The organism is Lysinibacillus sp. VIII_CA, assembly GCF_049943995.1.
Classification (GTDB): domain Bacteria; phylum Bacillota; class Bacilli; order Bacillales_A; family Planococcaceae; genus Lysinibacillus; species Lysinibacillus pinottii.
Window position 1 is genome coordinate 191,263 of sequence record NZ_JBNFXM010000007.1, and the last position, 23,995, is coordinate 215,257.

20 protein-coding genes are annotated in these 23,995 nt (G+C 36.6%); 19 read left to right on the top strand and 1 reads right to left on the bottom strand.

The window, feature by feature from the left end; all coding sequences use genetic code 11:
* Positions 1-65 precede the first annotated feature (65 nt).
* The 6 genes from ACP3VS_RS12280 to ACP3VS_RS12305 all read left to right on the top strand — a co-directional run bounded on the left by ACP3VS_RS12280 (position 66) and on the right by ACP3VS_RS12305 (position 9,058).
* Positions 66-917 (top strand): MetQ/NlpA family ABC transporter substrate-binding protein, encoded by an 852-nt coding sequence (locus tag ACP3VS_RS12280; RefSeq protein WP_012292322.1) that lies wholly within the window; start codon positions 66-68, stop codon positions 915-917.
* Between the two features lie 668 nt (positions 918-1,585).
* The gene (locus tag ACP3VS_RS12285) at positions 1,586-2,911 is read left to right on the top strand and encodes a nucleotide sugar dehydrogenase (protein WP_227256893.1); all 1,326 of its coding nucleotides are present in this window, start codon (positions 1,586-1,588) and stop codon (positions 2,909-2,911) included.
* 16 nt (positions 2,912-2,927) lie between these two features.
* On the top strand, positions 2,928-4,358 hold the full coding sequence (locus tag ACP3VS_RS12290; protein WP_227256894.1) for a polysaccharide deacetylase family protein: 1,431 nt from the start codon (positions 2,928-2,930) through the stop codon (positions 4,356-4,358).
* Positions 4,355-6,226 carry a glycosyltransferase family 2 protein gene (locus ACP3VS_RS12295; protein WP_426388827.1) on the top strand — a complete coding sequence of 624 codons (1,872 nt, stop codon included), beginning with the start codon at positions 4,355-4,357 and terminating at the stop codon, positions 6,224-6,226. Before ACP3VS_RS12290 ends, ACP3VS_RS12295 begins: the two co-directional genes overlap by 4 nt.
* Entirely contained in the window at positions 6,223-7,974 is a 1,752-nt protein-coding gene (locus ACP3VS_RS12300) for a polysaccharide deacetylase family protein (protein ID WP_012292326.1), read from the top strand. The genes ACP3VS_RS12295 and ACP3VS_RS12300 overlap by 4 nt, the downstream gene beginning before the upstream one ends.
* Before the next feature lie 22 nt (positions 7,975-7,996).
* Positions 7,997-9,058, top strand: a complete 1,062-nt coding sequence (locus tag ACP3VS_RS12305; RefSeq protein WP_099806109.1) for a glycosyl hydrolase family 18 protein — start codon at positions 7,997-7,999, stop codon at positions 9,056-9,058.
* A gap of 323 nt (positions 9,059-9,381) precedes the next feature.
* Here ACP3VS_RS12305 and ACP3VS_RS12310 read toward each other — a convergent pair whose 3' ends face one another.
* The gene (locus ACP3VS_RS12310; protein WP_036164331.1) at positions 9,382-10,284 is read right to left on the bottom strand and encodes a LysR family transcriptional regulator; all 903 of its coding nucleotides are present in this window, start codon (positions 10,282-10,284) and stop codon (positions 9,382-9,384) included.
* A gap of 521 nt (positions 10,285-10,805) precedes the next feature.
* Here ACP3VS_RS12310 and sufC point away from each other — a divergent pair.
* From sufC to ACP3VS_RS12375, 13 genes are all read left to right on the top strand, one after another.
* Complete coding sequence (sufC, locus tag ACP3VS_RS12315) at positions 10,806-11,585, top strand: Fe-S cluster assembly ATPase SufC (RefSeq protein WP_016994918.1); 780 nt, start codon at positions 10,806-10,808, stop codon at positions 11,583-11,585.
* A gap of 18 nt (positions 11,586-11,603) precedes the next feature.
* Entirely contained in the window at positions 11,604-12,911 is a 1,308-nt protein-coding gene (sufD, locus tag ACP3VS_RS12320) for a Fe-S cluster assembly protein SufD (RefSeq protein ID WP_012292330.1), read from the top strand.
* A complete protein-coding gene (locus ACP3VS_RS12325; protein WP_012292331.1) occupies positions 12,911-14,140 on the top strand; it encodes a cysteine desulfurase in 1,230 nt (409 codons plus the stop codon). The genes sufD and ACP3VS_RS12325 overlap by 1 nt, the downstream gene beginning before the upstream one ends.
* Positions 14,130-14,555 carry a Fe-S cluster assembly sulfur transfer protein SufU gene (gene sufU, locus ACP3VS_RS12330; protein WP_012292332.1) on the top strand — a complete coding sequence of 142 codons (426 nt, stop codon included), beginning with the start codon at positions 14,130-14,132 and terminating at the stop codon, positions 14,553-14,555. Before ACP3VS_RS12325 ends, sufU begins: the two co-directional genes overlap by 11 nt.
* Positions 14,556-14,653: 98 nt before the next feature.
* Complete coding sequence (gene sufB / locus ACP3VS_RS12335; RefSeq protein ID WP_031417705.1) at positions 14,654-16,051, top strand: Fe-S cluster assembly protein SufB; 1,398 nt, start codon at positions 14,654-14,656, stop codon at positions 16,049-16,051.
* A gap of 189 nt (positions 16,052-16,240) precedes the next feature.
* Positions 16,241-17,209, top strand: coding sequence for an ABC transporter substrate-binding protein (locus ACP3VS_RS12340; protein ID WP_198695086.1), 969 nt, complete (start codon positions 16,241-16,243; stop codon positions 17,207-17,209).
* Between the two features lie 134 nt (positions 17,210-17,343).
* The gene (locus ACP3VS_RS12345) at positions 17,344-18,201 is read left to right on the top strand and encodes a DUF72 domain-containing protein (protein WP_012292335.1); all 858 of its coding nucleotides are present in this window, start codon (positions 17,344-17,346) and stop codon (positions 18,199-18,201) included.
* Complete coding sequence (locus ACP3VS_RS12350; RefSeq protein WP_012292336.1) at positions 18,201-19,025, top strand: sulfite exporter TauE/SafE family protein; 825 nt, start codon at positions 18,201-18,203, stop codon at positions 19,023-19,025. Before ACP3VS_RS12345 ends, ACP3VS_RS12350 begins: the two co-directional genes overlap by 1 nt.
* A 35-nt stretch (positions 19,026-19,060) precedes the next feature.
* Positions 19,061-20,425 (top strand): bifunctional metallophosphatase/5'-nucleotidase, encoded by a 1,365-nt coding sequence (locus ACP3VS_RS12355; protein ID WP_036164322.1) that lies wholly within the window; start codon positions 19,061-19,063, stop codon positions 20,423-20,425.
* A gap of 36 nt (positions 20,426-20,461) precedes the next feature.
* Positions 20,462-21,571 carry an HD-GYP domain-containing protein gene (locus ACP3VS_RS12360; protein ID WP_012292338.1) on the top strand — a complete coding sequence of 370 codons (1,110 nt, stop codon included), beginning with the start codon at positions 20,462-20,464 and terminating at the stop codon, positions 21,569-21,571.
* 23 nt (positions 21,572-21,594) lie between these two features.
* Positions 21,595-22,392 (top strand): sporulation protein YunB, encoded by a 798-nt coding sequence (gene yunB, locus ACP3VS_RS12365; protein WP_012292339.1) that lies wholly within the window; start codon positions 21,595-21,597, stop codon positions 22,390-22,392.
* A gap of 106 nt (positions 22,393-22,498) precedes the next feature.
* On the top strand, positions 22,499-23,416 hold the full coding sequence (gene lipA / locus ACP3VS_RS12370) for a lipoyl synthase (protein WP_031417697.1): 918 nt from the start codon (positions 22,499-22,501) through the stop codon (positions 23,414-23,416).
* A gap of 32 nt (positions 23,417-23,448) precedes the next feature.
* Positions 23,449-23,799 (top strand): YutD family protein, encoded by a 351-nt coding sequence (locus tag ACP3VS_RS12375; protein ID WP_031417695.1) that lies wholly within the window; start codon positions 23,449-23,451, stop codon positions 23,797-23,799.
* Positions 23,800-23,995: the final 196 nt, after the last annotated feature.

A 23,995-nucleotide genomic window follows, 5' to 3' on the forward strand; every position in this document is an offset into this window, starting at 1 on the left:
AAAACTGAGGTTATTCCGGTTCTTACCGCTAACATATTTTCATTAAAATAAAGGGAGTGTCATACATGAAAAAGTTATTAACAGGATTATTTTTATCAATACTTGTACTAGCATTAGCAGCTTGCGGTACTGATAAAAAAGAGGATTCAAATGCAGCATCTGGTGATAAAACAGATAGTAAAGAAAACGTTACTTTAACAGTGGGAGCTTCTAATACACCACATGCAGTAATTTTAGATAAAGCAAAACCGATTTTAGCTGAGAAAGGTATTGACCTTAAAGTAGAAACATATACAGACTATGTACTACCAAACCAAGATTTAGAATCAAAAGAGTTGGATGCAAATTACTTCCAACATATTCCGTATTTAGAGTTGCAAATTAAAGACAATGGCTATGATTTCGTCAATGCTGGTGGTGTTCATATTGAGCCAATTGGTATTTACTCTAAAAAGTATAAGTCTTTAGAAGACCTTCCAGAAGGCGCAACAATCTTACTTTCTAACTCGGTATCAGACCACGGTCGTATGCTGTCATTATTAGAAGCTAAGGGCTTAATTAAATTAAAAGATGGTATTGATAAAACAGCAGCAGAAATTAAGGATATAGAAGAGAATCCTAAAAACTTTAAATTTGATGCGAATACAGCACCAGAAATGCTTGTACAAATGTACGAAAACAATGAAGGGGACGCAGTACTTATCAACTCTAACTTTGCTATTGATAATGGCTTAAACCCTATTGAAGATGCTATTTCTCTTGAAGACAAAGAGTCACCATACGTTAACATCATCGCAGTACGTGCTGGAGATGAATCAAGACCTGAAATTAAAACATTATTAGAAGTATTAACTTCTAAAGAAATCCAAGACTTTATCTTAGAAGAATGGAAAGGTGCAGTAGTACCTGTTCAATAATCTACAAAAAAGGGTACGTAAGTATTGAGTTACTTACGTACTCTTTTCTTTTGAGGTTGCTTACCTGCTTTTAATAGTGATTATCGATAGGATGTCGATTTCCGTGGAAATAAAAATAGCTATATCAAGTATTTAAAAGCTCCTATAATCCCCTGTTCTACATGTTTGTCTAATCCCTCCAGTATCGGTGAAAGCCAATGCTGTGAGGGATTTTTAGCAACTTCCTGAAAAGGAAAAATGTTAATTCCTATTTATTAACATTCTTCAGTGTTGCCTAGCATCTTTTTCGTTTACGCTTAATAAGTGACTCTGAATATATTTGTTAAATATCTTAATAATTAATGAATTATTTTGTTGTGTATGTGAAAAAAAAGTAGGTGTTTTTTCGTGAGTAAAGAAATTATTTAGAAATTGTTTAGTTACGAGTAGTACTATATAATTGTTAGAAAAGTTTTTTTGTGAAATTTGGATTTTATTAATCTATTTTGACTAAAAAAATCATACTAAAGTATGTGGAGAAGAAAGGGGTTTGTACAGAATGGCGATGAGGAAAAGAAATAACCTATTACGTTGCAAAATACTCGATATGACTAAATATTGAGGATGAATAGATAACGGAAAAATGGCGATAAAAATTACATGTAAGTTTAGCCAAAGGAGTTATTGTTATGACGATAAACACGAAATCGATGAGCTCAGCTTTATTAAATAAAATTCAATTAAAAAAAGCGACAATTGGGGTAATTGGTCTCGGCTATGTAGGCCTACCATTTGCCATTGAAATTGTCCAGAAAGGTTTTCATGTTTTAGGCTTTGATAAAAATCAAGAAAAAATCGCCATGTTGCAAAACGGTGAGAGCTATATAGCTGATATCCCGAAAGAAAATATACAGCAAATATTAAAAGATCAACATTTTGAAGCAACCTTTGATTTTTCCAAACTTGCTTCTGTAGATGTCGTCATTATTTGTGTACCGACTCCTACAACAGTGGATGGTACTCCTGATATTTCCTATATAGAAGAGGCAGCACATGACATCGGGCGTTATATTAAAGCAAATGCATTAGTTATTCTTGAAAGTACGACCTATCCTGGGACAACAGAGGAAATTGTTCAGCCTATTTTGCAAAAGCATGGCTTTGCTGTGGGTCAAGATTTATTCTTAGCTTATTCACCAGAGCGAGTGGACCCTGGTAATAGTAATTTTTCAGTTTCCAATACACCCAAAGTTGTTGGCGGTGTTACTTCTAATTGTTTGGAAGTTTCAAAGGGTTTTTATGAAACAGTCATTCATACTAGTGTATTTACGGTAACAAGTCCCAAAGTTGCCGAAATGGAGAAATTGCTGGAAAATACATTTCGCCAAATCAATATCGCCCTTGTCAATGAGCTCAGTCAAATGTGCTATAAAATGAACATTGATGTTTGGGAAGTCATAGATGCTGCCTCAACAAAGCCTTATGGCTTTATGCCATTCAAGCCTGGCCCAGGAGTAGGGGGGCATTGTATCCCTGTCGATCCCAAATATTTATTATGGGCGGGTCAACAGCATGGTATCTCAGCAACTTTAATTGAAGCAGCAGATAAAATAAATGATTCGATGCCTAATTTTGTTGTGGAGAGGCTGGAACAGTACTTACGTATTCAAAATATTGAGCTGTGCCACGCAAAAATTGTTATTATTGGTGTCACTTATAAGCCAGATATAAACGACTCACGCGAATCTCCTGCACTACGAGTCATTCAGCAATTACTTGATAGTCAGAGCTCATTACAGATTATCGACCCTTATATACAAACGTTCCCGGTAGAACAAACTCTTTTAAACACAGTTCCTTTAACAGAGAAAAGTGTTAAAGATGCAGATGCTGTGTTGATTTTAACCAATCATTCCAACATTGATTATTCATTAATTGATCAGGAAGCCTCATTAATTTTTGATACTCGTAATACCCATTTTTTATTTAAGAATAAAAATTATTACAGACTATAAGGAGAGTTCGTGGGACATGAAACAGCTAAAAATATGTGGGCTTCTAATCCTGATGTTCTTAGCAGGATGTCAATCCACTCCACAAAAAACGATTCAACCAATTGATTCTTCTATAGAGATTAAGGAATCTGATGGTACGATGAGTGATTCAATCAGTCATGTCGATATTATTAAGCCAAAAGTAGCTCTAACGTTTAATGGCTTTGCGGATAATCAAACAATGGAGCTACTATTGGCGAAATTAGATGAATCTAATATGAAAGCCACCTTTTTCTTAGAGGGGCTACGTGTGGCACAGGAACCAGAGCTTGTTCGAGACATTCTAAAAAGAGGCCATGATGTACAAAACGGTACATTGTCATTTCCAGATGTCACAGCTTTAAACTATGACCAAACCTATGAGGAGATTTATTTAACGAATCAAATATTTGAAGAACATTTAGGATATAAGCCGAAATTTGTTCGAAGTCGTTCAGGTGATATTACAGATAATATGCGCTTAGCAGCTGCTGCACTGGATATGAAGGCAGTGATAGGTTTATCCATTAATCCACTTGATCGAAAAATGCAAAGTGCCCAAGATTTGATTGATTATATTGACAAATATATTGATAGAGGTTCTATTATTCATCTCAACACTTATATTAATCCTGCTATTATAGATGCCATTCCTTTACTAGCACAATTAGCAGAAAAACATGATTACACCATTACGACTTTAAGTGATGTGATAGATGAGCGATATTTAACAAAGTCTTTAGAAGAAATAGCAGGTTATGATGCCGTCAAACCTAATTTGAATTATGAAAATGTTGAACCACATTTGTATTATCGAAAAGAGACCTCTAAAAAAGAAATCGCCATTACCTTTGATGATTGGGCACATGAACAGCAGGTGAAAGCTGTTTTAGATGTATTAAAAAAATATAATATTAAAAGTACATTTTTTTTAATCGGTAGTGGGGTGGAGAAAAATCCACAATTAGCCAAGTTAATACTAGAGGAAGGTCATGAAGTGGCAAGTCACTCTTATTACCATTTAGATGTAACTAAAATGACGCCAGAGGAAATACAAGATGATTTAGTGAAGGCCCATAATGCTCTTACTTATGCGTTACAGGAGCCACCATTACTTTATTTTAGACCAGCACAAGGAATTATGGATGAGCGTACTGCTAAAGTGATTACCGCTGCCGGAATTAAAACCATTGCCATGTATGATATTGCTTCCTTTGACTGGAATTTAGATTACAGTGCTCAGGACATTTATGATCGGGTCATATCTAGAGCAGCACCAGGAAAGGTTATTGTCATGCACATCTTAGACGGTACAAAAACAGTTGAAGCACTTCCATTAATTATTGAAAAGTTGCAACAAGATGGTTATAGCTTTAGTAAAATGTCAAATTGGATTGAAGAAGATGCAAATGGGGATGTGAATAAATGATAAAAACGAAAAAAGAGGTTTTAACAGTACCGCGCTCAGATCGTCGGATTCTATCAAATATTCCTGATCCCGAAAATGTCCGAAACCTTGTCAATCGTCGAGGTGCATCTTATCAGAAAGAAGAAATTGATCCGACAGATGTCAATGAAATTTATCGTCTTCAACAGCTTAGCTTACGCTATGAAACTCATTTTGAGGTTCAGGTTAGAAGAGCAAGACATAAAATGAGTTCAGACAAATACTATGCTGAAGATATTTCCGTAACGGGAATTCTTGTTTATTCTCAACAGCCTCAGCAATTATTAATTGATGAAATTTTAGAAATGAATTTTACGATCCCAGGTGGGGCAATGCCTGAAGGATATGAGGCAAAAGTGAAGTTGAAGGCAAAGGTGATCCGGCATTTTACCAAAGAGGTGGATGGTCAAACGCTATATTACTTTGCTTGCGAATTTCTCCAACCTTTAAATAAATATATGGTAAAAAAACGTTGGGGCATTTCTGTTTTTATGGCGAGTTTATTCTTATTGGTTGTCTCACTTATTGTCATGCTGATGAGAGCAGAAAGTGTTATTTATTTTAGATTCAATAAATTTTTATACCTTTATAGTATTATAGCGGCAACGTTTCTATTAAGTAGATACCTATTTGGTATTTTTTATAAAAATGTACCCATCAATCCAAACTATGAGCCCGGTGTATCCATAATTATCCCTGTGTTTAACGAGGAAGAATGGATACATCGCACGATTTCAAGCTGTATTAATCAGTACTATCCTGTAGATAAGTTAGAAGTCATTGTCGTGGATGATTGCTCTACGGATAGGACGGAGGAAAAAGCTAAGGAAATGATAGATCTTATTCATTTTGAGGGTGGGCGTTTTAAAACAACCGATCGCTTAAAGTTTTCTAAGCTTCCTCAAAATGGTGGAAAACGTGAAGCGCTGGTAGCCGGTGTTCATCAAGCAAAGCATGACTTAGTGGTTTTTGTGGATTCCGATAGTTTTTTGGAGCCACATGCAATCCGCAATCTAGTCCAGCCTTTCCAAGACCCTAAAATGGGTGGTGTAGCTGGACGGACAGAGGTAGAAAATAAATTTACAAATGCTCTGACAAAATTACAGACAGTTCGTTATTATATTGCCTTTCGTATTATGAAGGCCGCTGAATCTTGGTTTGATACGGTGACTTGCTTATCAGGACCATTAGCTTGTTATCGAAAAGAACTTATTTTAAAAAATGAAACAGCCTGGCTCAATCAAAAATTTCTTGGGCAGCCTGCTACATTTGGTGATGATCGTAGTATGACAAACTATATTTTGAAAACACATCGAACAGGTTATCAGGATAATGCCATTTGTTCGACGATTGTTCCCTCTGACACTAAAGTTTTTTTATCTCAGCAAATGAGATGGAAACGTTCTTGGCTAAGAGAATCTTTACGAGCCTTTCTATTTATGTGGAAAAAAGAACCCTTCATGTTCCTTTTCTTCATAATAGGCTTAATTGTCCCAATTGCGGCACCAATTGTCGTCGTCTACAACTTAATCTATGTGCCAATCATGTATGGTGTTTTTCCGACTACCTTTTTATTAGGCTTACTTTTAATGGCCATGCTCATGAGTTTGGCTCATCTATTCTTTAGGAAAAGTAAATTATGGTTATTCGGGTTTATCTTCGTTCTTTATTATGAATTTATTTTGCTCTGGCAAATGCCAGTTGCATGGGTAACATTCTGGAAATCAACATGGGGAACAAGGGAAACACCACAAGACGTTTTGGCAAAAAAAAAGAAAATGGAAAAGCAAAAATTACGAAAATCCCGATTTTCAATGTTGAAAATTAGAAAAATGGGTGAGAAGGAATGAAAGAAAAAAATGTAATTTTACAGCCAGCTAAAAAAAATCGAAGGAAAATTATACGCTCGATTATACAATTAGTAGTTGTTATCTTTTTAGCAGTCGTGTTAATTAAAGCCGTCTTTCTGACAGACAAGCGATTTGCTGAGGCGGTCCCGTTAAACAATAAAGACGGATTTATTGCACTGTCCTATTTTGGTGTAAGTAGAAATGACTCCTCTAAATACGTGTCAAAGAAAAATTTAGAAGAACAGCTTACATTGCTTGAAAAACAAGGCTATCAAACGATTACACAAAAGGATATATTGGATTTTTATCAAAAGAATAAACCACTACCAGAAAAAGCCTTGTTTTTATCATTTGAGGATGGCCGTACCGATTCTAGTATTTTCGCACAAAACGTTATGGAAAAATTAAATTATAAGGCTACGATGTTTACGTATGCCAATAAAATGGATACCCGCGACCATAAATTTTTAAAGCCAAAAGATTTGAAGTTGATGGAGAAAAGCGGCTATTGGGAATTAGGCTCTAACGGATATAGACTAACCTACATTAATATTTTTAATGATAAAGGGCAGTCCTTAGGGATGATTGACGAAAATAATATACCGAATAAAACAACAATCGAATACTATAACCACTATTTAATGGATTTTATTCGTAATCAATATATGATCCCAAGTGAAACTCGACAAGAGATGGAAGCTCGAATTAAGAAGGATTACAAGCTTATGCAGGAAATTTATCAGCAAGAGTTTGGGGAAGTTCCTAAAGCCTATGCCATTATGCATGCTAATTCATTGTATAATAATATGGACCCTCTGGTGCAGAGTGTGAATGACAAGGAAATTAAAGACAAGTTTCGTATGCACTTTAATTTAGAATTGAGTGCCTATAATGATAAAGATAGTGATCTATATAACTTGAATCGATTACAAGTTTCTCCTTATTGGTCAACCAATCATGTCATGATGAAAATTAAACAGGCAAGTAATCAAAATATCGAATTTAAAATAGGAGATCCTCAATTAGCCCAAAAATGGCAAACCATTAATGGGGCAGCAGAATTTGATAATAATGAAGTTACATTAACATCGGCTCCTTCTAGTGAAGGTAGGATTCTCTTAAAGGAGATGATGCCACAGCAATATAACGTGAACTTTACATTTAAAGGGAATGTTGTTGGTGAACAAGCGTTGTATGTAAATTATGATGAGAAAACAAATAGCTATTTACGTATTGCCTTGGTAGACAATGAGCTTGTAGTGAGTGAAAAATTACCTGCTTCAGATATTGTGGAAAAGGCTCGTTTCCCATTGAATGAGATTAAGTGGAATGAAGAGGAGTATGCGTTTAATAAGGCGACCGTCTATACGTATCAGGACACCCAAAAGGGATCGCGGATTGTTGAAGAAGAATACCCAAGAAACTTAACTAAAAATAGAGTATTTAACATTACAGTAAATAAGGATAAAATAAAAGTAGATGTAGATCATGTATTATCTGAAACTATTCAAATAAACCCTGGCCTCCATGGCTCTCAAATTGGATTTGGAGCATTGTTTAGCCATAAAGATACATCTCATGAACAGTATGCAGATGATATATACGATACAATAATTGAAGATATTTTAATTACAGATAGGAAAGATCAAACTATTTTTACAAACCAATATACGAATTTCGAGAAGGTTAAGCATAAAAGCACAACATTGTTTAATCATGTTGTAGATTTCTTTATTGAAACCTTCTAATTTGGGGTGAAATTTGAAACAAGTGAAAAATTTTATATTATTTATCTGTATAGCCCTGTTGTTTATCACTGCTTGTAGTAATAGTAAAGAACCACCTGCTATAGCAAAGGAAGAATTAAAGGATAAAGCGAAGTTGCGTTTATCGATGTGGTTACCTGAATGGCAAAATCAATCAGCCTTAGAAGATGTCCAAAACTCCCAACAAGGATTACAAGATATGCGCGTTTTCGGTGCCTATTTTAATCATAAAGATGAATTGCTATTAACGGATAATGCAGTCGATATGTTGCGACAGACACAGCAGCAATTCAATGAATCACATCATGTAATTCTAACGCTTATAAATGATTATGTGACAGATAATGCCTCTTCTGTTCAAAAGGATAGTACACTTTTGCATAGGTTAGTACAGGATTCTTCAGCAAGAAAAAAGCATATCAATAATATATTGCAGGTAGTTGAACAATACCAACCAGATGGCATTGAAATTGATTATGAAAAGATAGCTAAAGAAGACCTTTCAAAATATGTTCAATTTTTAAAGGAGCTATACCGAGAACTTGCGAAAAAGAATGTTACACTGCATGTAGTGCTAGAGCCGAGCTTTCCATTTGATGTGAAGTTACCGAATGGGCCTAGCTATACCGTAATGGCTTATAATGTACATGGCTATCATAGTGGTCCAGGTGCGAAGGCTACATTTTCATTTCTTAATGATTTAATAAAAAATATCAAAAAATCCAACCAAAAATTAGCTATCGCCTTTGCTACAGGTGGTTTCGATTGGGTAGCTCAAGGTAATACGGTTGCATTAACGGAACTTGAGGCGGAGAAAGTATTAGCTGAAACAAACGCAAAGAAACAACGAGATAAAGCAAGTGGTGCTGTTTATTTTACGTATACAGATACTAGCAATATGAGTCATGAGATTTGGTATGCTGATCAGGAAACACTTGAAAAATGGGTCAAATATGTCCAAAGGAAAAGCTATCATGATGTAGTGTTGTGGCGTGCTGGTGGATTAGGTGTCAAAACATTACAGTGGATTAATGAGCAAGAAACTGGTGAGCGTTTGTCTCCCTAAAAAATCGGTAATATAGACACGTTCAACAAAAGTCATCGAGAAGTTCACGCTCGATGGCTTTTTGTCATTCTCTTGTTCGATTTTTGGAGAAACAAAACAGAAATGATGTTGACAAAGAATGAAATCAATAAACGTAACGATTTGCCAATTAGTTACCCAAAACCCTTCAATTTGGGAAAGTCTAGCGAACGTAGAGAGGGAAGCGGCTCGCCTCGGCCGTCATATCCAGGTTTTACCTTATTTGATTGTAAAAAAAGACTATCGGCAAACTCATAATTTTTGAGTTTATCTATAGTCCCAAATCGCCAGTAAAGGCAATTTTTTTATTGAAATTGAGATAGACGTGAAAAGAAATCTTTGACGAAATTTAAAAAAATGGCTTCTGATGGGGCGATTTCTCGATTTACAGGAGAAATAATACCAACCGTCCTTGGAATGGAGGGTGATTCAATAGGCACCTTTACAGTAAAGCGAGCAGCAGAATCGTAAAGTGAACTTTCTGGTAACAGACTAACGCCTATTCCAGCTGCTACTAAGCCTTTAAGTGCATCCAAATCTTCACCCTCTGAAATAATATTAGGCATATAGCCTGCAGCACGACAAGCATCCATTGCCACTTTATGTAATATATAACCATTTGGAAATAACACAAATAAATCATTTCTCAATTCAGCAAGCTGAATACTCTCTCTTTTTGCTAACGGATGATTAGCTGGTAGAAGAGCGGCAATATTTTCCGTAAACAATATAGTCGACTCAATGGATTCATCTTTTGGAGGAAGCGGACCTAAAAAGGCAAGGTTTAACTCTCGATTTTTGACAGCATCAATTAAAAATCGATAAGATCCTTGTCGTAGCTGAAATTGCAAATTGGGATACTCTCGTTTAAAGGCTGAGATAACGGTTGGCAGTACATAGCTTGCTAAACTTGTTGGAAAGCCAATCTTAATAGAGCCCTTAGCAGGATCAAGATACTCTTCTACTTGTTTGGCAGCAAAATCAATGGCCTTCAATGCCGTAATGGTATGTTCAAGAAAGGTCTTTCCAATCGGCGTTAATTTCACATTGCGTCCCACTCGTTCAAATAACGGAGTGCCTAACTCATCTTCAAGATTTGCGATTTGCCGACTAATGGCTGATTGAGCGACGTGAAGATGCTCAGCAGCTTCTGAAATATGCTCGCGTTCAGCAACCTCCACAAAATAGCGTAATTGACGTAACTCCACTAACATTTCACCTCTATTAATCTAAAAATAAGATTGATTATAGCTCAATTATATAATATTGAAGATAAAAAGTGACTGTAAATACAAAAAAAGTTTAAGTATTCAGTAATCTTGCACAATAGAATTTTTTAGTGTGTAAAAGAGACTGCCATGAAAATATCTTATTTTTAATTGATTCCATTTTAATGAAATAGGTTATAGTATAGTTATGGTTGTTACTGCAAATTTGTCACAAAACCTCTACAATTAGCCCTTTTCACGAGGTTTACACTATGTAGCTAGATGAAATCAATTCTCAATTAGAGATATTTCATTGAAAATGAAGAAAGTCTATTCTCAATATCTATTCCAGATAGTAATAATCTGAAAATGCTTACAAAGCCTTTATTTTTCAAGATTTTATTTGAGGAGAAGGAAAGTAATTGAAATGGTTTGCATAGAGAACGATTTTCAGTTAAGATTAGAATGATGATAATTAAGGAATGGTTGACCCATTCACTGAACACTATGGAGGTATTTTCATGTCAACTTTAGTTATTAAAGATCTTCACGTTGCTATCGACGGAAAAGAGATTTTAAAAGGCGTAAATCTTACAATTAATACAAACGAAATTCACGCAATCATGGGACCAAACGGAACTGGTAAATCCACACTAGCTTCTGCTATTATGGGTCATCCTAAATATGAGGTTACTTCGGGTACTGTTGAGCTAGATGGCGAAGATGTACTTGAGATGGAAGTAGACGAGCGTGCTCAAGCTGGTTTATTCCTAGCTATGCAATACCCATCTGAAATTGCGGGTGTTACAAATGCTGATTTCTTACGCTCAGCTATCAATGCTCGCCGTGAAGAGGGCGATGAAATTTCATTAATGAAATTTATCCGTGAATTAGATAAAAACATGGAATTCCTAGAAATGAACGAAGATATGGCTCAGCGTTATTTAAATGAAGGTTTCTCTGGCGGTGAGAAAAAACGTAATGAGATTCTTCAATTAATGATGATTAAACCGACGTTCGCAATTTTAGACGAAATTGACTCTGGACTTGATATTGATGCACTTAAAGTAGTATCTAAAGGAATTAACGCAATGCGCGGTGAAGGCTTTGGCTGCTTAATGATCACGCACTATCAACGTCTACTTAACTATATTACACCAGACCATGTACACGTAATGATGCAGGGACGTGTTGTGAAATCAGGTGGTGCAGAGCTGGCACAACGCTTAGAAGCAGAAGGCTATGACTGGATTAAAAAAGAATTAGGTATTGAAGAAGAAACAGAAGAACAAGAAGCATAAGAGGGAGGACGAACTAGCATGACAGTGGAACTTAACTTGCCTGTAACAGTACAGGACGTGCGCTCGTTCTCAGAAGCAAATGGTGAACCAACTTGGTTTACAGAGCTTCGCGCGGCAGCACTAGACAAAGTAACTGGTTTAGATTTGCCAAAACCAGATAGAACTAATATTACAAAATGGGATTTCATGAACTTCCCAGCATTTACAGTTCATAGTGAGGCATTTCCATCGTTAGATGCTTTACCTGAAGAAGCAAAAGGGTTAATTGACCTTGAAGCGCAAGAGAATCTTTATATTCAGCGCAATAATACACCAGCTTACATTAAAATATCACAAGAGCTTGTTGATAAAGGCGTTGTTTTTACGGATATTTTTACAGCAGTTCGTGAACATGGTGAGCTTGTTCAAAAATACTTTATGACTGAAGCTGTTAAAGTGGATGAACATAAGTTAACAGCGCTTCATACAGCACTAGTTAATGGTGGCGTATTTGTTTACGTCCCAAAAAATGTAGTCATTGAACAACCACTTCAAGTTGTTTTCTTAAACGATAATGCTGAAGCATCATTATACAACCATGTATTAGTAGTGGCAGAAGCAAATTCTGCTGTAACATACGTGGAAACATATGTTTCAACGGTGGAACAAGCAAAAGGCCAAGCAAATATTATTGCGGAAGTAGTTGTCCAAGATAATGCGCAAGTAACATATGGAGCAGTAGATGTACTTGCAAAAGGCTTTACGACTTATGTAAACCGTCGTGCACGCTTAGCACGTGACGCAAAAGTAGATTGGGCTCTTGGTTTAATGAATGACTCAGATACAATCTCAGAAAATATTACTCATCTAATTGGTGACGGTTCACATGCAGATACAAAAACAGTAGTTGTTGGTCGTGGAGAACAAAAACTTAACTTCACTACGGAGGTTCGTCACTGGGGTAAAAACTCAAACGGGCATATCTTAAAGCATGGTGTTATGAAAGATGCAGCTCAATCTATCTTTAATGGTATTGGCTATATCGAACATGGTGCGACGAAAGCAGATGCACAGCAAGAATCACGTGTATTAATGCTTTCAGAAAAAGCTCGTGGGGATGCAAATCCAATTTTATTAATTGATGAAGATGATGTAACAGCAGGACACGCAGCATCTGTTGGTCGAGTAGATCCATTACAGCTTTACTATTTAATGAGCCGTGGTATCTCGAAAGCAGAAGCAGAGCGCCTTGTTATCCATGGATTCCTTGCGCCAGTTGTTACGCAATTACCAATTGAGGGCGTTCAAAAGCAACTGACGGAGGTTATCGAAAGGAAAGTTCGCTAATGATGAATAAAGACATTAAAAGCTATTTCCCAATTTTAAATCAGGATGTAAATGGTCATAGACTTGTTTATCTTGATAGTGCGGCAACGTCTCAAAAACCTGTTCAAGTGATTGAGGCAATTAAAGCCTATTATGAATTTGATAATTCCAATGTTCACCGTGGAGTGCATACTCTAGGGAACCGTGCTACAGATAAATATGAAGGTGCACGTGAAAAGGTTCGTAAGTTTATTAACGCTCAATCAACACAAGAAATTATTTTTACTCGTGGAACAACGACCTCTTTAAATACAGTAGCAGCCAGTTATGGACGTGCAAATGTTGCTGAGGGTGATGAAATTGTCATTACTCAAATGGAGCATCATTCCAATATTATTCCTTGGCAACAGTTAGCCAAAGAAAAAAAGGCGACATTGAAGTACATTGAGCTAGAAGCTGATGGAACGATTAGTCTAGAAAAAGTACGTGCAACGATTACACCTCAAACGAAAATCGTTTCGGTGTCAATGGCGTCAAACGTGCTTGGAACTATAAATCCAATTAAAGAAATTGCGCAAATTGCACATGCTAATGGTGCTGTTATGGTAGTTGATGGAGCTCAAGCGGCTCCGCATATGAAAATTGATGTGCAAGAATTGGATGTAGATTTCTTAGGGTTCTCTGGGCATAAAATGTGCGGACCTACTGGAATAGGTGTACTATATGGTAAAAAGGAACACCTTGAAAAGATGGAGCCAATTGAATTTGGTGGCGAAATGATCGATTTTGTTGGGTTATATGATTCAACGTGGAAGGAATTACCGTGGAAATTTGAAGGTGGAACGCCTATTATTGCAGGTGCAATAGGATTAGGAGCTGCTATTGATTTCTTAACTGAGATTGGGCTAGATAATATTGCAGAACATGAACATAAGCTTGTTGGCTATGCAATGGATCAGCTTGAAACAATTGACGGTTTGAAAATTTTCGGCCCACGTGACCCAATGAAACGTTGTGGACTTGTGACATTTAATTTGGATGATGTCCATCCACATGATGTGGCAACGGTGCTTGATATGAATGGTATTGCTGTTCGTGCGGGTCATCATTGTGCGCAACCACTAATGAAATGTCTTCAGCAAGTAGCGACAGCGCGTGCAAGCTTCTATCTGTACAATACAGAGGAGGATATTGACCGTCTTGTTGCAGGGTTACGTTCTGCGAAGGAGTATTTTGGCGATGTCTTTTAATAATTTAGATCAACTATATCGTTCAGTCATTATGGATCACTATAAAAATCCTCGTAATAAGGGTTCTTTAGAAGGTGAAGCTGTAACGATTGATATGAACAATCCGACATGTGGAGACCGTATACACTTAACATTAAAAGTGACTGACGGTGTTGTAGAGGATGCCAAATTTGAAGGTGAAGGCTGTTCAATTTCTATGTCCTCTGCATCCATGATGACTCAACTTATCAAAGGGAAAAAGGTAGATGAAGCTTTAGAGCTTGCTGATATTTTTTCTAAAATGATGATGGGTGAAGAGTATAGCGATAAATATGACCTTGAGGATGTTGAAGCACTGCAAGGTGTCTCTCAATTCCCTGCACGTATTAAATGTGCAACATTAGCTTGGAAAGCAATGGAAAAAGGTGTGAAATAAAGCATACTGCCTTGTCAGCTGGGTGAAAGTGACATACTTTCACTCATGGCAAAGGTTGAATACCTCGAAAATATAGCTCAATGAACGGAGGAGAAACGATGGCTAAAAAAATGCCTGATATCGGCGATTACAAATACGGTTTCCATGACAAGGACGTATCAATTTTCCGTTCAAAACGTGGTTTGACTGAAGAAATCGTCCGTGAAATTTCAAATATGAAACAAGAGCCAGAGTGGATGCTAGAGTACCGCTTAAAGGCACTTGAAACATTTTATACAAAACCAATGCCGCAATGGGGTGGCGATCTTGGCGATTTAGATTTTGATGAAATTACGTACTATGTGAAACCATCAGAAGCGACACAAAAATCATGGGATGAAGTTCCTGATGAAATCAAAGCTACTTTTGATAAATTAGGTATTCCAGAAGCAGAACAAAAATATCTTGCGGGTGTATCTGCGCAGTATGAGTCAGAGGTAGTTTATCACAACATGAAGCAAGACCTTGAAGATCTTGGTATTGTGTTTAAAGATACAGACTCAGCATTACGTGAAAACGAAGATATTTTCAAACAATATTGGGGTAAAGTAATCCCATACACAGATAATAAATTTGCGGCATTGAACTCAGCTGTATGGTCAGGTGGATCATTTATCTATGTACCACCAGGCGTTAAAGTTGAAACACCTCTACAAGCTTACTTCCGCATTAACTCTGAGAACATGGGTCAATTCGAACGTACGCTAATTATTGTGGATGAAGGCGCACATGTACACTATGTTGAAGGTTGTACAGCCCCTGTTTACACAACAAACTCTTTACACTCAGCTGTTGTAGAAATTGTTGTTCGTAAAGATGCCTACTGCCGTTATACAACGATTCAAAACTGGGCAAACAACGTATACAATCTTGTAACGAAACGTACAGTTGTTGAAGAAAACGGTACAATGGAATGGATTGATGGTAACATCGGTTCTAAATTAACAATGAAATACCCAGCATGTATCCTAAAAGGTGAAGGCGCTCGTGGTATGACGCTATCTATCGCATTAGCAGGTAAAGGTCAACATCAACATGCTGGAGCGAAAATGATTCATATGGCACCAAACACATCTTCTACAATCGTTTCTAAATCGATTGCTAAACAAGGTGGTAAGGTAACATATATGGGACAAGTTCGTTTCGGTCCTAAAGCTAGTGGTGCTCGTGCCAATATTGAATGTGATACGCTGATTATGGATAACCAATCAACATCTGATACAATTCCATACAACGAAATCCTTAATGATAATGTTTCTTTAGAGCATGAAGCTAAAGTTTCAAAAGTGTCTGAAGAACAATTATTCTATTTAATGTCTCGCGGAATCTCTGAAGAAGAAGCGACAGAAATGATTGTAATGGGCTTCATTGAGCCATTTACAAAAGAATTACCAATGGAATACGCAGTAGAAATGAACCGTCTTATCAAATTCGAGATGGAAGGTTCTATTGGGTAATTTATCAATTAACCCTTGTCACAACGATGTGTGTGGCAAGGGTTTTTGTTTTGTAAAGAAAACAACTTCCTTAATATATTGAAATAATAGTGGATTTTTATAAGGAGACATACTAAAATGATAATGAGAATCAATATCAATTAAAGAAGGGAGAATGAATACGTGAGAAACAAGTTTCTATTTATTAGTATGATAGCGGTATTTATGCTGAGCCTCGCTGCATGCGGAGAGAAGAAAACAACAGAGGAAGATAGGTCCACAGAGTCGATGAAAGAGGAAGTGGCACAAACACAAGATAGTACTACCAATGAAAATTTGACAAGAACAATAGATTATCTAGGAGAAAGCTATGAAGTGCCAGAAAAGGTCGAAAGAATTGTTGTGACGGGTGCGATGGAAGCCATGGAAGATATGGTGGTACTTGATGTCCATCCAGTAGGAGCGATTGCGGTTGGTGGTAAATTCCCTGAGTTATACGCTGCTGTTACAGATAAGGCAGAGTCGATTGGGGAGAAGATTAAGCCAAACTTTGAAAAAATATTAGAATTAGATCCAGATGTGATTTTAGGCTCAACGAAATTTCCAGAGGAAGTACAAAGTAAATTAGAAAAAATTGCTCCAACCATTTTAGTTTCGCATATCTCTACGAATTGGGAATCTAATTTAAACTTATTAGCTGAATTAACAGGCAAGCAAGCAGAGGCAGAAAAAATATTATCTACATATAAGGCAGATATTGAAACGGCAAAGTCTAGCTTAACAAAAAAACTAGAAGACAAAAAAGTAGCAGCCATTCGAATTCGTGGGGGACAAGCTTATGTCTATCCAAAAGAAGTATTTTTAAACCCTGTTCTATATGGTGAGCTTGGTTTAGAAGTTCCTGCTGAAATTGCTAAGGCAACATCTCAAGAAGCGATTTCTGTTGAGCAACTAGCGGATATGAATCCAGATTTTTTATTTGTCCAGTTTTCAACGGATGAAAATGCGGATGCTCCAAATGCGTTAGAAGATTTTAAACAGAATCCCATTATCCAAAATATAAATGCCTTTAAAAATGAGCAAGTGTTTGTTAATGTTGTGGACCCACTAATGGAAGGTGGCCCAGCGTTTAGTCGTATTACTTTTTTAGAGGCAATCCAACAAAATCTTGATAAATAGCTTGTTTGGCATGAGTTCAATCCTATAAGGACTCATGCTTTTTCTTGTGAAAAGCTATATTTTTTTTACATGATGTTTAATTGTAGGAGAAGACTGTATGCTATGATTATGTTGTAGATAAAGGAGGATGTCACATGATTGTAGTTGGATTAACTGGATGGGGCGATCACCCTTCACTTTATAGTGGAGTGACTTCTTCAAAGGATAAATTATTTGACTATACAGGTCATTTTTTAGCGGTGGAAGTAGATACTTCTTTTTATGCCATACCATCCAAAGATAATGTTCGTAAATGGTGTGAGAATACACCGGAGAATTTTCGTTTTGTAGTGAAGGCCTATCAAGGCATGACTGGACATTTACGGGGAGATATTCCCTTTGAATCAAAGAATGATATGTTTAACGCTTTTATTGAATGTGCCCAAGAATTTAAACGTTTTGGAAAATTAGGAATGATTTTAGCTCAGTTTCCACCATGGTTTGATTGTCAGTCAAAAAATGTTCAATACTTATTGTATATTCGTCAACAATTAAAGGATTTCCAAGTGGCTATCGAATTTCGCAATCAAACATGGTATGCAGATAATGTAGTACAACAAACAATGGACTTTTTAAGAGAGCATCAATTTATTCATACGATTTGTGATGAGCCGCAGGCTGGCGTAGGATCGGTACCCTTCTATCCTGTAGTAACTGCCGATAAGGCGCTGGTGCGTATTCATGGGCGAAATATACATGGCTGGCGTAATACAGGGAATGCAGAAAACTGGCGCAAAGTGCGCTTTTTATATGACTACAATAAAGAAGAATTGCAACAGCTTGGGCAGCAAATTCTCAAGCTTGAGCCAGAGGTGCAGGAACTTTTTATATTATTTAATAACAATTCAGGTAATCATGCAGCGAAGAACGCAAAGGAATTACAGGGTGTTTTGAATATTAAAGATGTTGGGTTAGCGCCTAAACAATTAAACATGTTTGAAGGGGAATTATAATGGCGTTTATTTTATTAGTAATTATTGCATTATTTTCAGGTCTCCTTGGCTCATTAGTTGGGCTTGGTGGTGGCGTGGTATTAGTGCCAGCAACTTTATATATCGGTTTAAACCTTGGTATGATCCCAGATATAACACCACAAAAAGTTGTTGGTTTATCTGTTGTCATGATGATTTTTACAGGACTTGCCTCGACATTAAGCTATATGAAATCGAAAACGGTGGATTATAAAACTGGCTATATATTTTTTATCGGCAGTATTCCAGGCTCCATTTTGGGTGCATGGGTTAATAAAGGATTAGATTTACCATCCTTCAATTTATACTTTGGTATTTTGCTTATTATTTTATCCATTATTTTACTTGTCCGCGACAAATTGAAGCCGGTAGAATGGTTTGTGAAAAATGGCCTGCAACAGGAGTTTACTGATGCACAAGGGAAAACCTTTGTCTATGGCTATCCGATTTGGTTTGCCATTTTATTTACATTTGGGGTAGGGTTTGCCTCAGGTCTGTTTGGTATAGGTGGGGGCTCAATGATTGTGCCAGCTATGATTATTTTGTTCTTATTTCCACCACATGTAGCAATAGCAACTTCGATGTTTTTAGTTTTTTTAACGTCTGTTGTAAATACGGCTAGCCATATATATTTAGGGCATGTTCCATGGCTTTATACAATTCCCGTAATACCAGGAGCATATATTGGAGCGAAGCTAGGTGCAGCCTTAAATAAAAAAATTAAATCAGATACGCTTGTACTGGTTCTTCGGATTATTTTATTATTATTAGGAATTCGTTCCATCGTTGAAGGGATATTGGCTTAATCGGCTATACTAGCGAATGAAATGAGGTGGCTTTAATGCTTGAAAAAATCCATATTTTTCACACAAATGATTTGCATAGTCATTTTAAGTATTGGCCACGAATGCAAAGCTATGTGAAAGAGAAGCGCAGCAGTCTAGCGAAAATAGGGGAAACAAGTTATTTGTTTGATGTGGGGGATCATTTAGATCGCTCTAATATTTATACTGAAGCGACGATTGGTAAGGGGAACGTACAATTACTTAATGAGGCAGCATACGATGTAGTGACAATTGGGAATAACGAGGGCATTACATTGTCCCATGATGAGCTTTTTCATTTATATGATGATGCGAATTTTGATGTTGTCGTAGGTAATATTGATGCGTATCAGGGGAGAAATCCAGCCTGGCTGAAGCCCTATGTTGTGCTTACAACGGAAAAGGGTACGAAGCTAGGAATAATTGCAGCAACGGCTATGTTTGAAGTGTATTATCAGGCGTTAAATTGGCAAATGGTTGAAGCACGAAGCACACTTCTTCGTTTAGCTCATCAACTACGTAAAGAGGTTGATATTGTTTTATGCCTATCCCATTTAGGGATAACTGAAGACGAGCTATTAGCAGAGGAATGTCCAGAAATTGACGTCATATTTGGATCACATACACATCATGTCTTGCCAGAAGGGAAACTCGTCAATGGTGTTTTATTGACAGGTGGAGGAAAATTTGGTCAATACACAGGACATCTTGTTATCGAATATGATAAAAAAATGAGGAAAATTGTTGAAAAAAAGGATGCTTTAATTCATAATAAGGACTTGCCAAATATCCAAAACGAACAGCAAATTGTACAATCCCTAGAGGATGAAGGAATTAGAATATTGGATACGCCAGTATTTACGACAAAGAAATCTTATAATAAGGAATGGTTCCACTACTCACAGCTATCTGATTTATTTGCACATGCTATTTTAGAAAAAAGTGGTGCTGATTGTGCCTTGTTTAATGCTGGTATTTTTTTAGACGGTCTCCCAAAGGGAACTGTGACAGCATTAGATTTGCATCGAATTTTTCCACATCCTATTAATTTATGTACAATTGAATTATCTGTTATGGAAATGAAGGAAATCTATATGCAATCCAAAAATGAGGAATGGCCTTATATTGAATTAAAAGGATTAGGGTTTAGAGGTGTGATCTTTGGAAAAATGTTGACATATGGTTTTTCCATGAACGACAATCGTCAGTTGTTAATTAATGGTAAGCTGGCAGATGACAATCACATCTATAAACTTGTTACATTAGATTTGTTTACTTTTGGATATTTTTATCCAAGTTTCAAATATGCAAAGAAGCAATATATTTTACCAGAATTTTTACGAAACATTATGATAGATTATGGTCAAAGTTTCTTTAAGTAATAGAGTGAGCTTAAAGAATGGATTGGGGAAGAAATCATGCGATTAATTTCAATCGATGTATTAAAAGAAGGAATGGTATTAGGCAGAACCATTTGGAATGAGGCGGGGCATCCGCTTTTAAAGAAGGATGTTATCATTAATGACCGTATTATTCAGCGACTTCAACAGTTAAATACACATTACCTATACATTGACGATGATATTTCGGAGGGCATTGAAGTAGAAGAAACTGTGCCACCTGCAATGCGAAATAAAGTCATTACAACAATTAAAGATTCATTTCAATCAATCGATGGTTTAAATTCAGTAAATGCCTCTTATATATTAGATCAACAATCAAAGACAATTGTCTCGATTGTAGATGAATTACTTTCTGCTGTTACTGGAAATGATGAAATTTTAACGATATTAACAGATGCTTATTTATTTGATGAGTATTTATATCAACACTCCTTTCAAGTGACACTTTACTCGATAGCCATCGCCAAAGAGCTCGGCTACTCTGCTGAGGATTTACGGTTAGTAGGGATAGGTGCATTACTACATGATGTAGGTAAACTAATGGTACCAAAAGATATCCTAACGAAACCAGGTCGCTTAACCAATGAAGAATTTGAAGCCATGAAAATGCATGCCCGCTATGGCTTTGATTTATTACGCAATTTACATTCTATTTCATTGCTTGTGGCCCATTGTGCGTTTCAACATCATGAGCGTATTGACGGTAGTGGCTATCCACGAGGACTAGTTGATTTTGAAATTCACCCATTTGCCAAGATTATTGGCGTGGCTGATGTTTTTGACGCGGTTACGACTAATCGAGTATATCGTGAAAAAATGCTTCCTTCACAGGGACTAGCTATTGTAGAGGCAGGCTCTGGTACGCTATATGATGCTCGCATTGTAAATGCCCTAAAAAGAGCAGTCGTTCATTATCCAAATGGAGTTATCTTAAAATTATCAGATGGTCGACGTGGCATAGTATCTAGACAAAACCCGTTGGATGCCGCATTACCATGGATTCGTATTTTTGAGGAGCAAAATCAATTGCTCGCAGCTACATATGAAATCAATTTAGTGGACTTTCCTAGCATTCTAATTGAAAATGTTGAGACGGATTACATGGTTCCTGCAAAGGTAGAATAAAATACTCCTCCTGTTCATACGTTATGGAACAGGAGGAGATTTTTTTGTTTTTCCCTCGAAAAAGGATGAAATTGCGCTCTTATCATAAAAGGGGAATACGTCTTAATCGTTTAACCATTTTAATTGTTAGTATGGTTGTTTGTCTTATATTATTTATTTATTATTTAAATGAACGGCTCATGCCCACCTATTTGCAATATGCAGAAGTACAAACTACAAAAATTGCATCATATGTAGTAAGTAAAGCCATTAACTCACGTACCTCCAATGTATTAGATGTAAATGATATCATTGAAGATATTCCTCCAGGTAGTTCTGATATGATGACAACCAAGTTTAATACGGAAATTATTAATCGCGTTCGAGCGGAGACATTAGAGCTTGTAAAAATGTATTTAGAGCAGGCAGAACAAGGAGAACTATCACATTTACCTGAATTAGATAATGTTGAATATGATATTAATAGAATTCAGGAAGGGGATGGTATTGTCTTTTTTGTACCACTCGGGCAAGCAGCGAATATTCCTTTGCTCGGAAATTTAGGACCAAAAATCCCTATACGATTCCATGTGATAGGAAATGTCCATAGTAACGTGACCTCATCTATTCAGGAATTTGGGATTAATAGTGCGTATGTTGAGGTGGGCATTCATTTAGAGGTAAATGTCCAAATTATTGTTCCTTTTGCAAGTAAATCTTCAACCGTTGCACAGGATATTCCTGTTGCTATGGGGTTAACTAGAGGTCCAGTACCGAACATCTATACCAATAGCAGTGATGCGCCTCAACCTTCCATTGAAATACCTGTGCCTTTTAAATAGAAATGTTTACTGTGATAGTTGTTGGAGTTCATTTAATATGTTACATTGACAACAGTGAAGATAGTTAATATAAAAAATGCATATTTTTGATAGGGGCGATATCCGTATGACATCTTGTAAACCTACAAGTAAAGAAGAACATTTAAGAAAACCAGACTGGCTAAAAATAAAACTAAACACTAATGATGAATATAAAGGTCTTAAAAAGCTTATGCGTGAGAAAAATCTTCATACTGTTTGTGAAGAGGCTCGCTGTCCAAATATTCATGAATGCTGGGGAGAAAGACGTACGGCTACAATGATGATTCTTGGTTCGGTTTGTACACGTGCTTGTCGATTCTGTGCAGTAAAAACAGGTTTACCAAATGAGTTAGACTTGGCAGAGCCAGAACGCGTTGCAGATTCAGTAGCTATTATGAACCTAAAACACGTTGTCATTACTATGGTAGCGCGTGACGATTTAAAAGATGGTGGAGCGGAAGTTTTAGCAGAAACAGTACGTGCTATTCGCCGCAAAAGTCCTTTCACATCTGTTGAAGTATTACCATCTGATTTAGGTGGTATGAAGGAGAATCTTCAAATGCTAATGGATGCGAAGCCAGACATTTTAAACCATAACATTGAAACCGTACGTCGTTTAACACCAAGAGTCCGTGCTCGTGCAAAATACGAGCGTTCTTTGGAGTTCCTACGTCTAGCTAAAGAAATGCAACCAGAAATTCCGACGAAATCATCGTTAATGATTGGTTTAGGAGAAACGCATGAAGAAATTTTAGAAGTAATGGATGATTTACGAGCAAATAATGTGGATATCATGACGATTGGTCAATATTTACAGCCTACGAAAAAGCATTTACCAGTTAAAAAATATTATTCACCGATAGAGTTTGGGAAACTGCGAAAAATTGCTATGGAAAAAGGCTTTAAACATTGCGAAGCTGGCCCACTTGTACGTAGTAGTTATCATGCTGACGAACAAGTAAATGCTGCAACAAAAGAACGTCAGTTACAAGCAGAGCTCTAAACGTCAAGGATGAACAAGAGGGTGGTGTCACTTTGATCATAGTTGAAGGATTAGAATATGAACTATTAGAAGATTTTCGCGAAGCCTTTCAGGAGGAAGTTTTTCAGGAAAGGTATTCCGATATATTAGCTAGATACGACTATATAGTAGGTGATTGGGGCTATAATCAATTACGATTAAAGGGCTTTTTTGATGATAAAAATCAAAAGTCAACTTTTGATACGAAAATAAGCACGCTTCAAGATTATTTATATGAATATTGTAATTTTGGCTGCGCTTATTTTGTCTTACGTAAAACAGGGAAAGTTATGAAACAGCCAGAGGTGCTGGATGTGAATGAAGTAACTGCACAGCCAACCGACCAAGAACCATTAGCAGAATAAAAAGAAGAAACTTGATGTGATCATACATCAAGTTAGACTGTAGACAAAAGTCATCGAGAAGTTTATTCTCGATGGCTTTTGTCATGTTTCTTTCTCTTTCATTTCAATATCTGGTAAAACATTGCTGTATCCAACATACTCTTCGAGCATAGAGGCTCTCTTAAGCTGTCTGCCACGTCCAAGTAGCTAGTTTCTT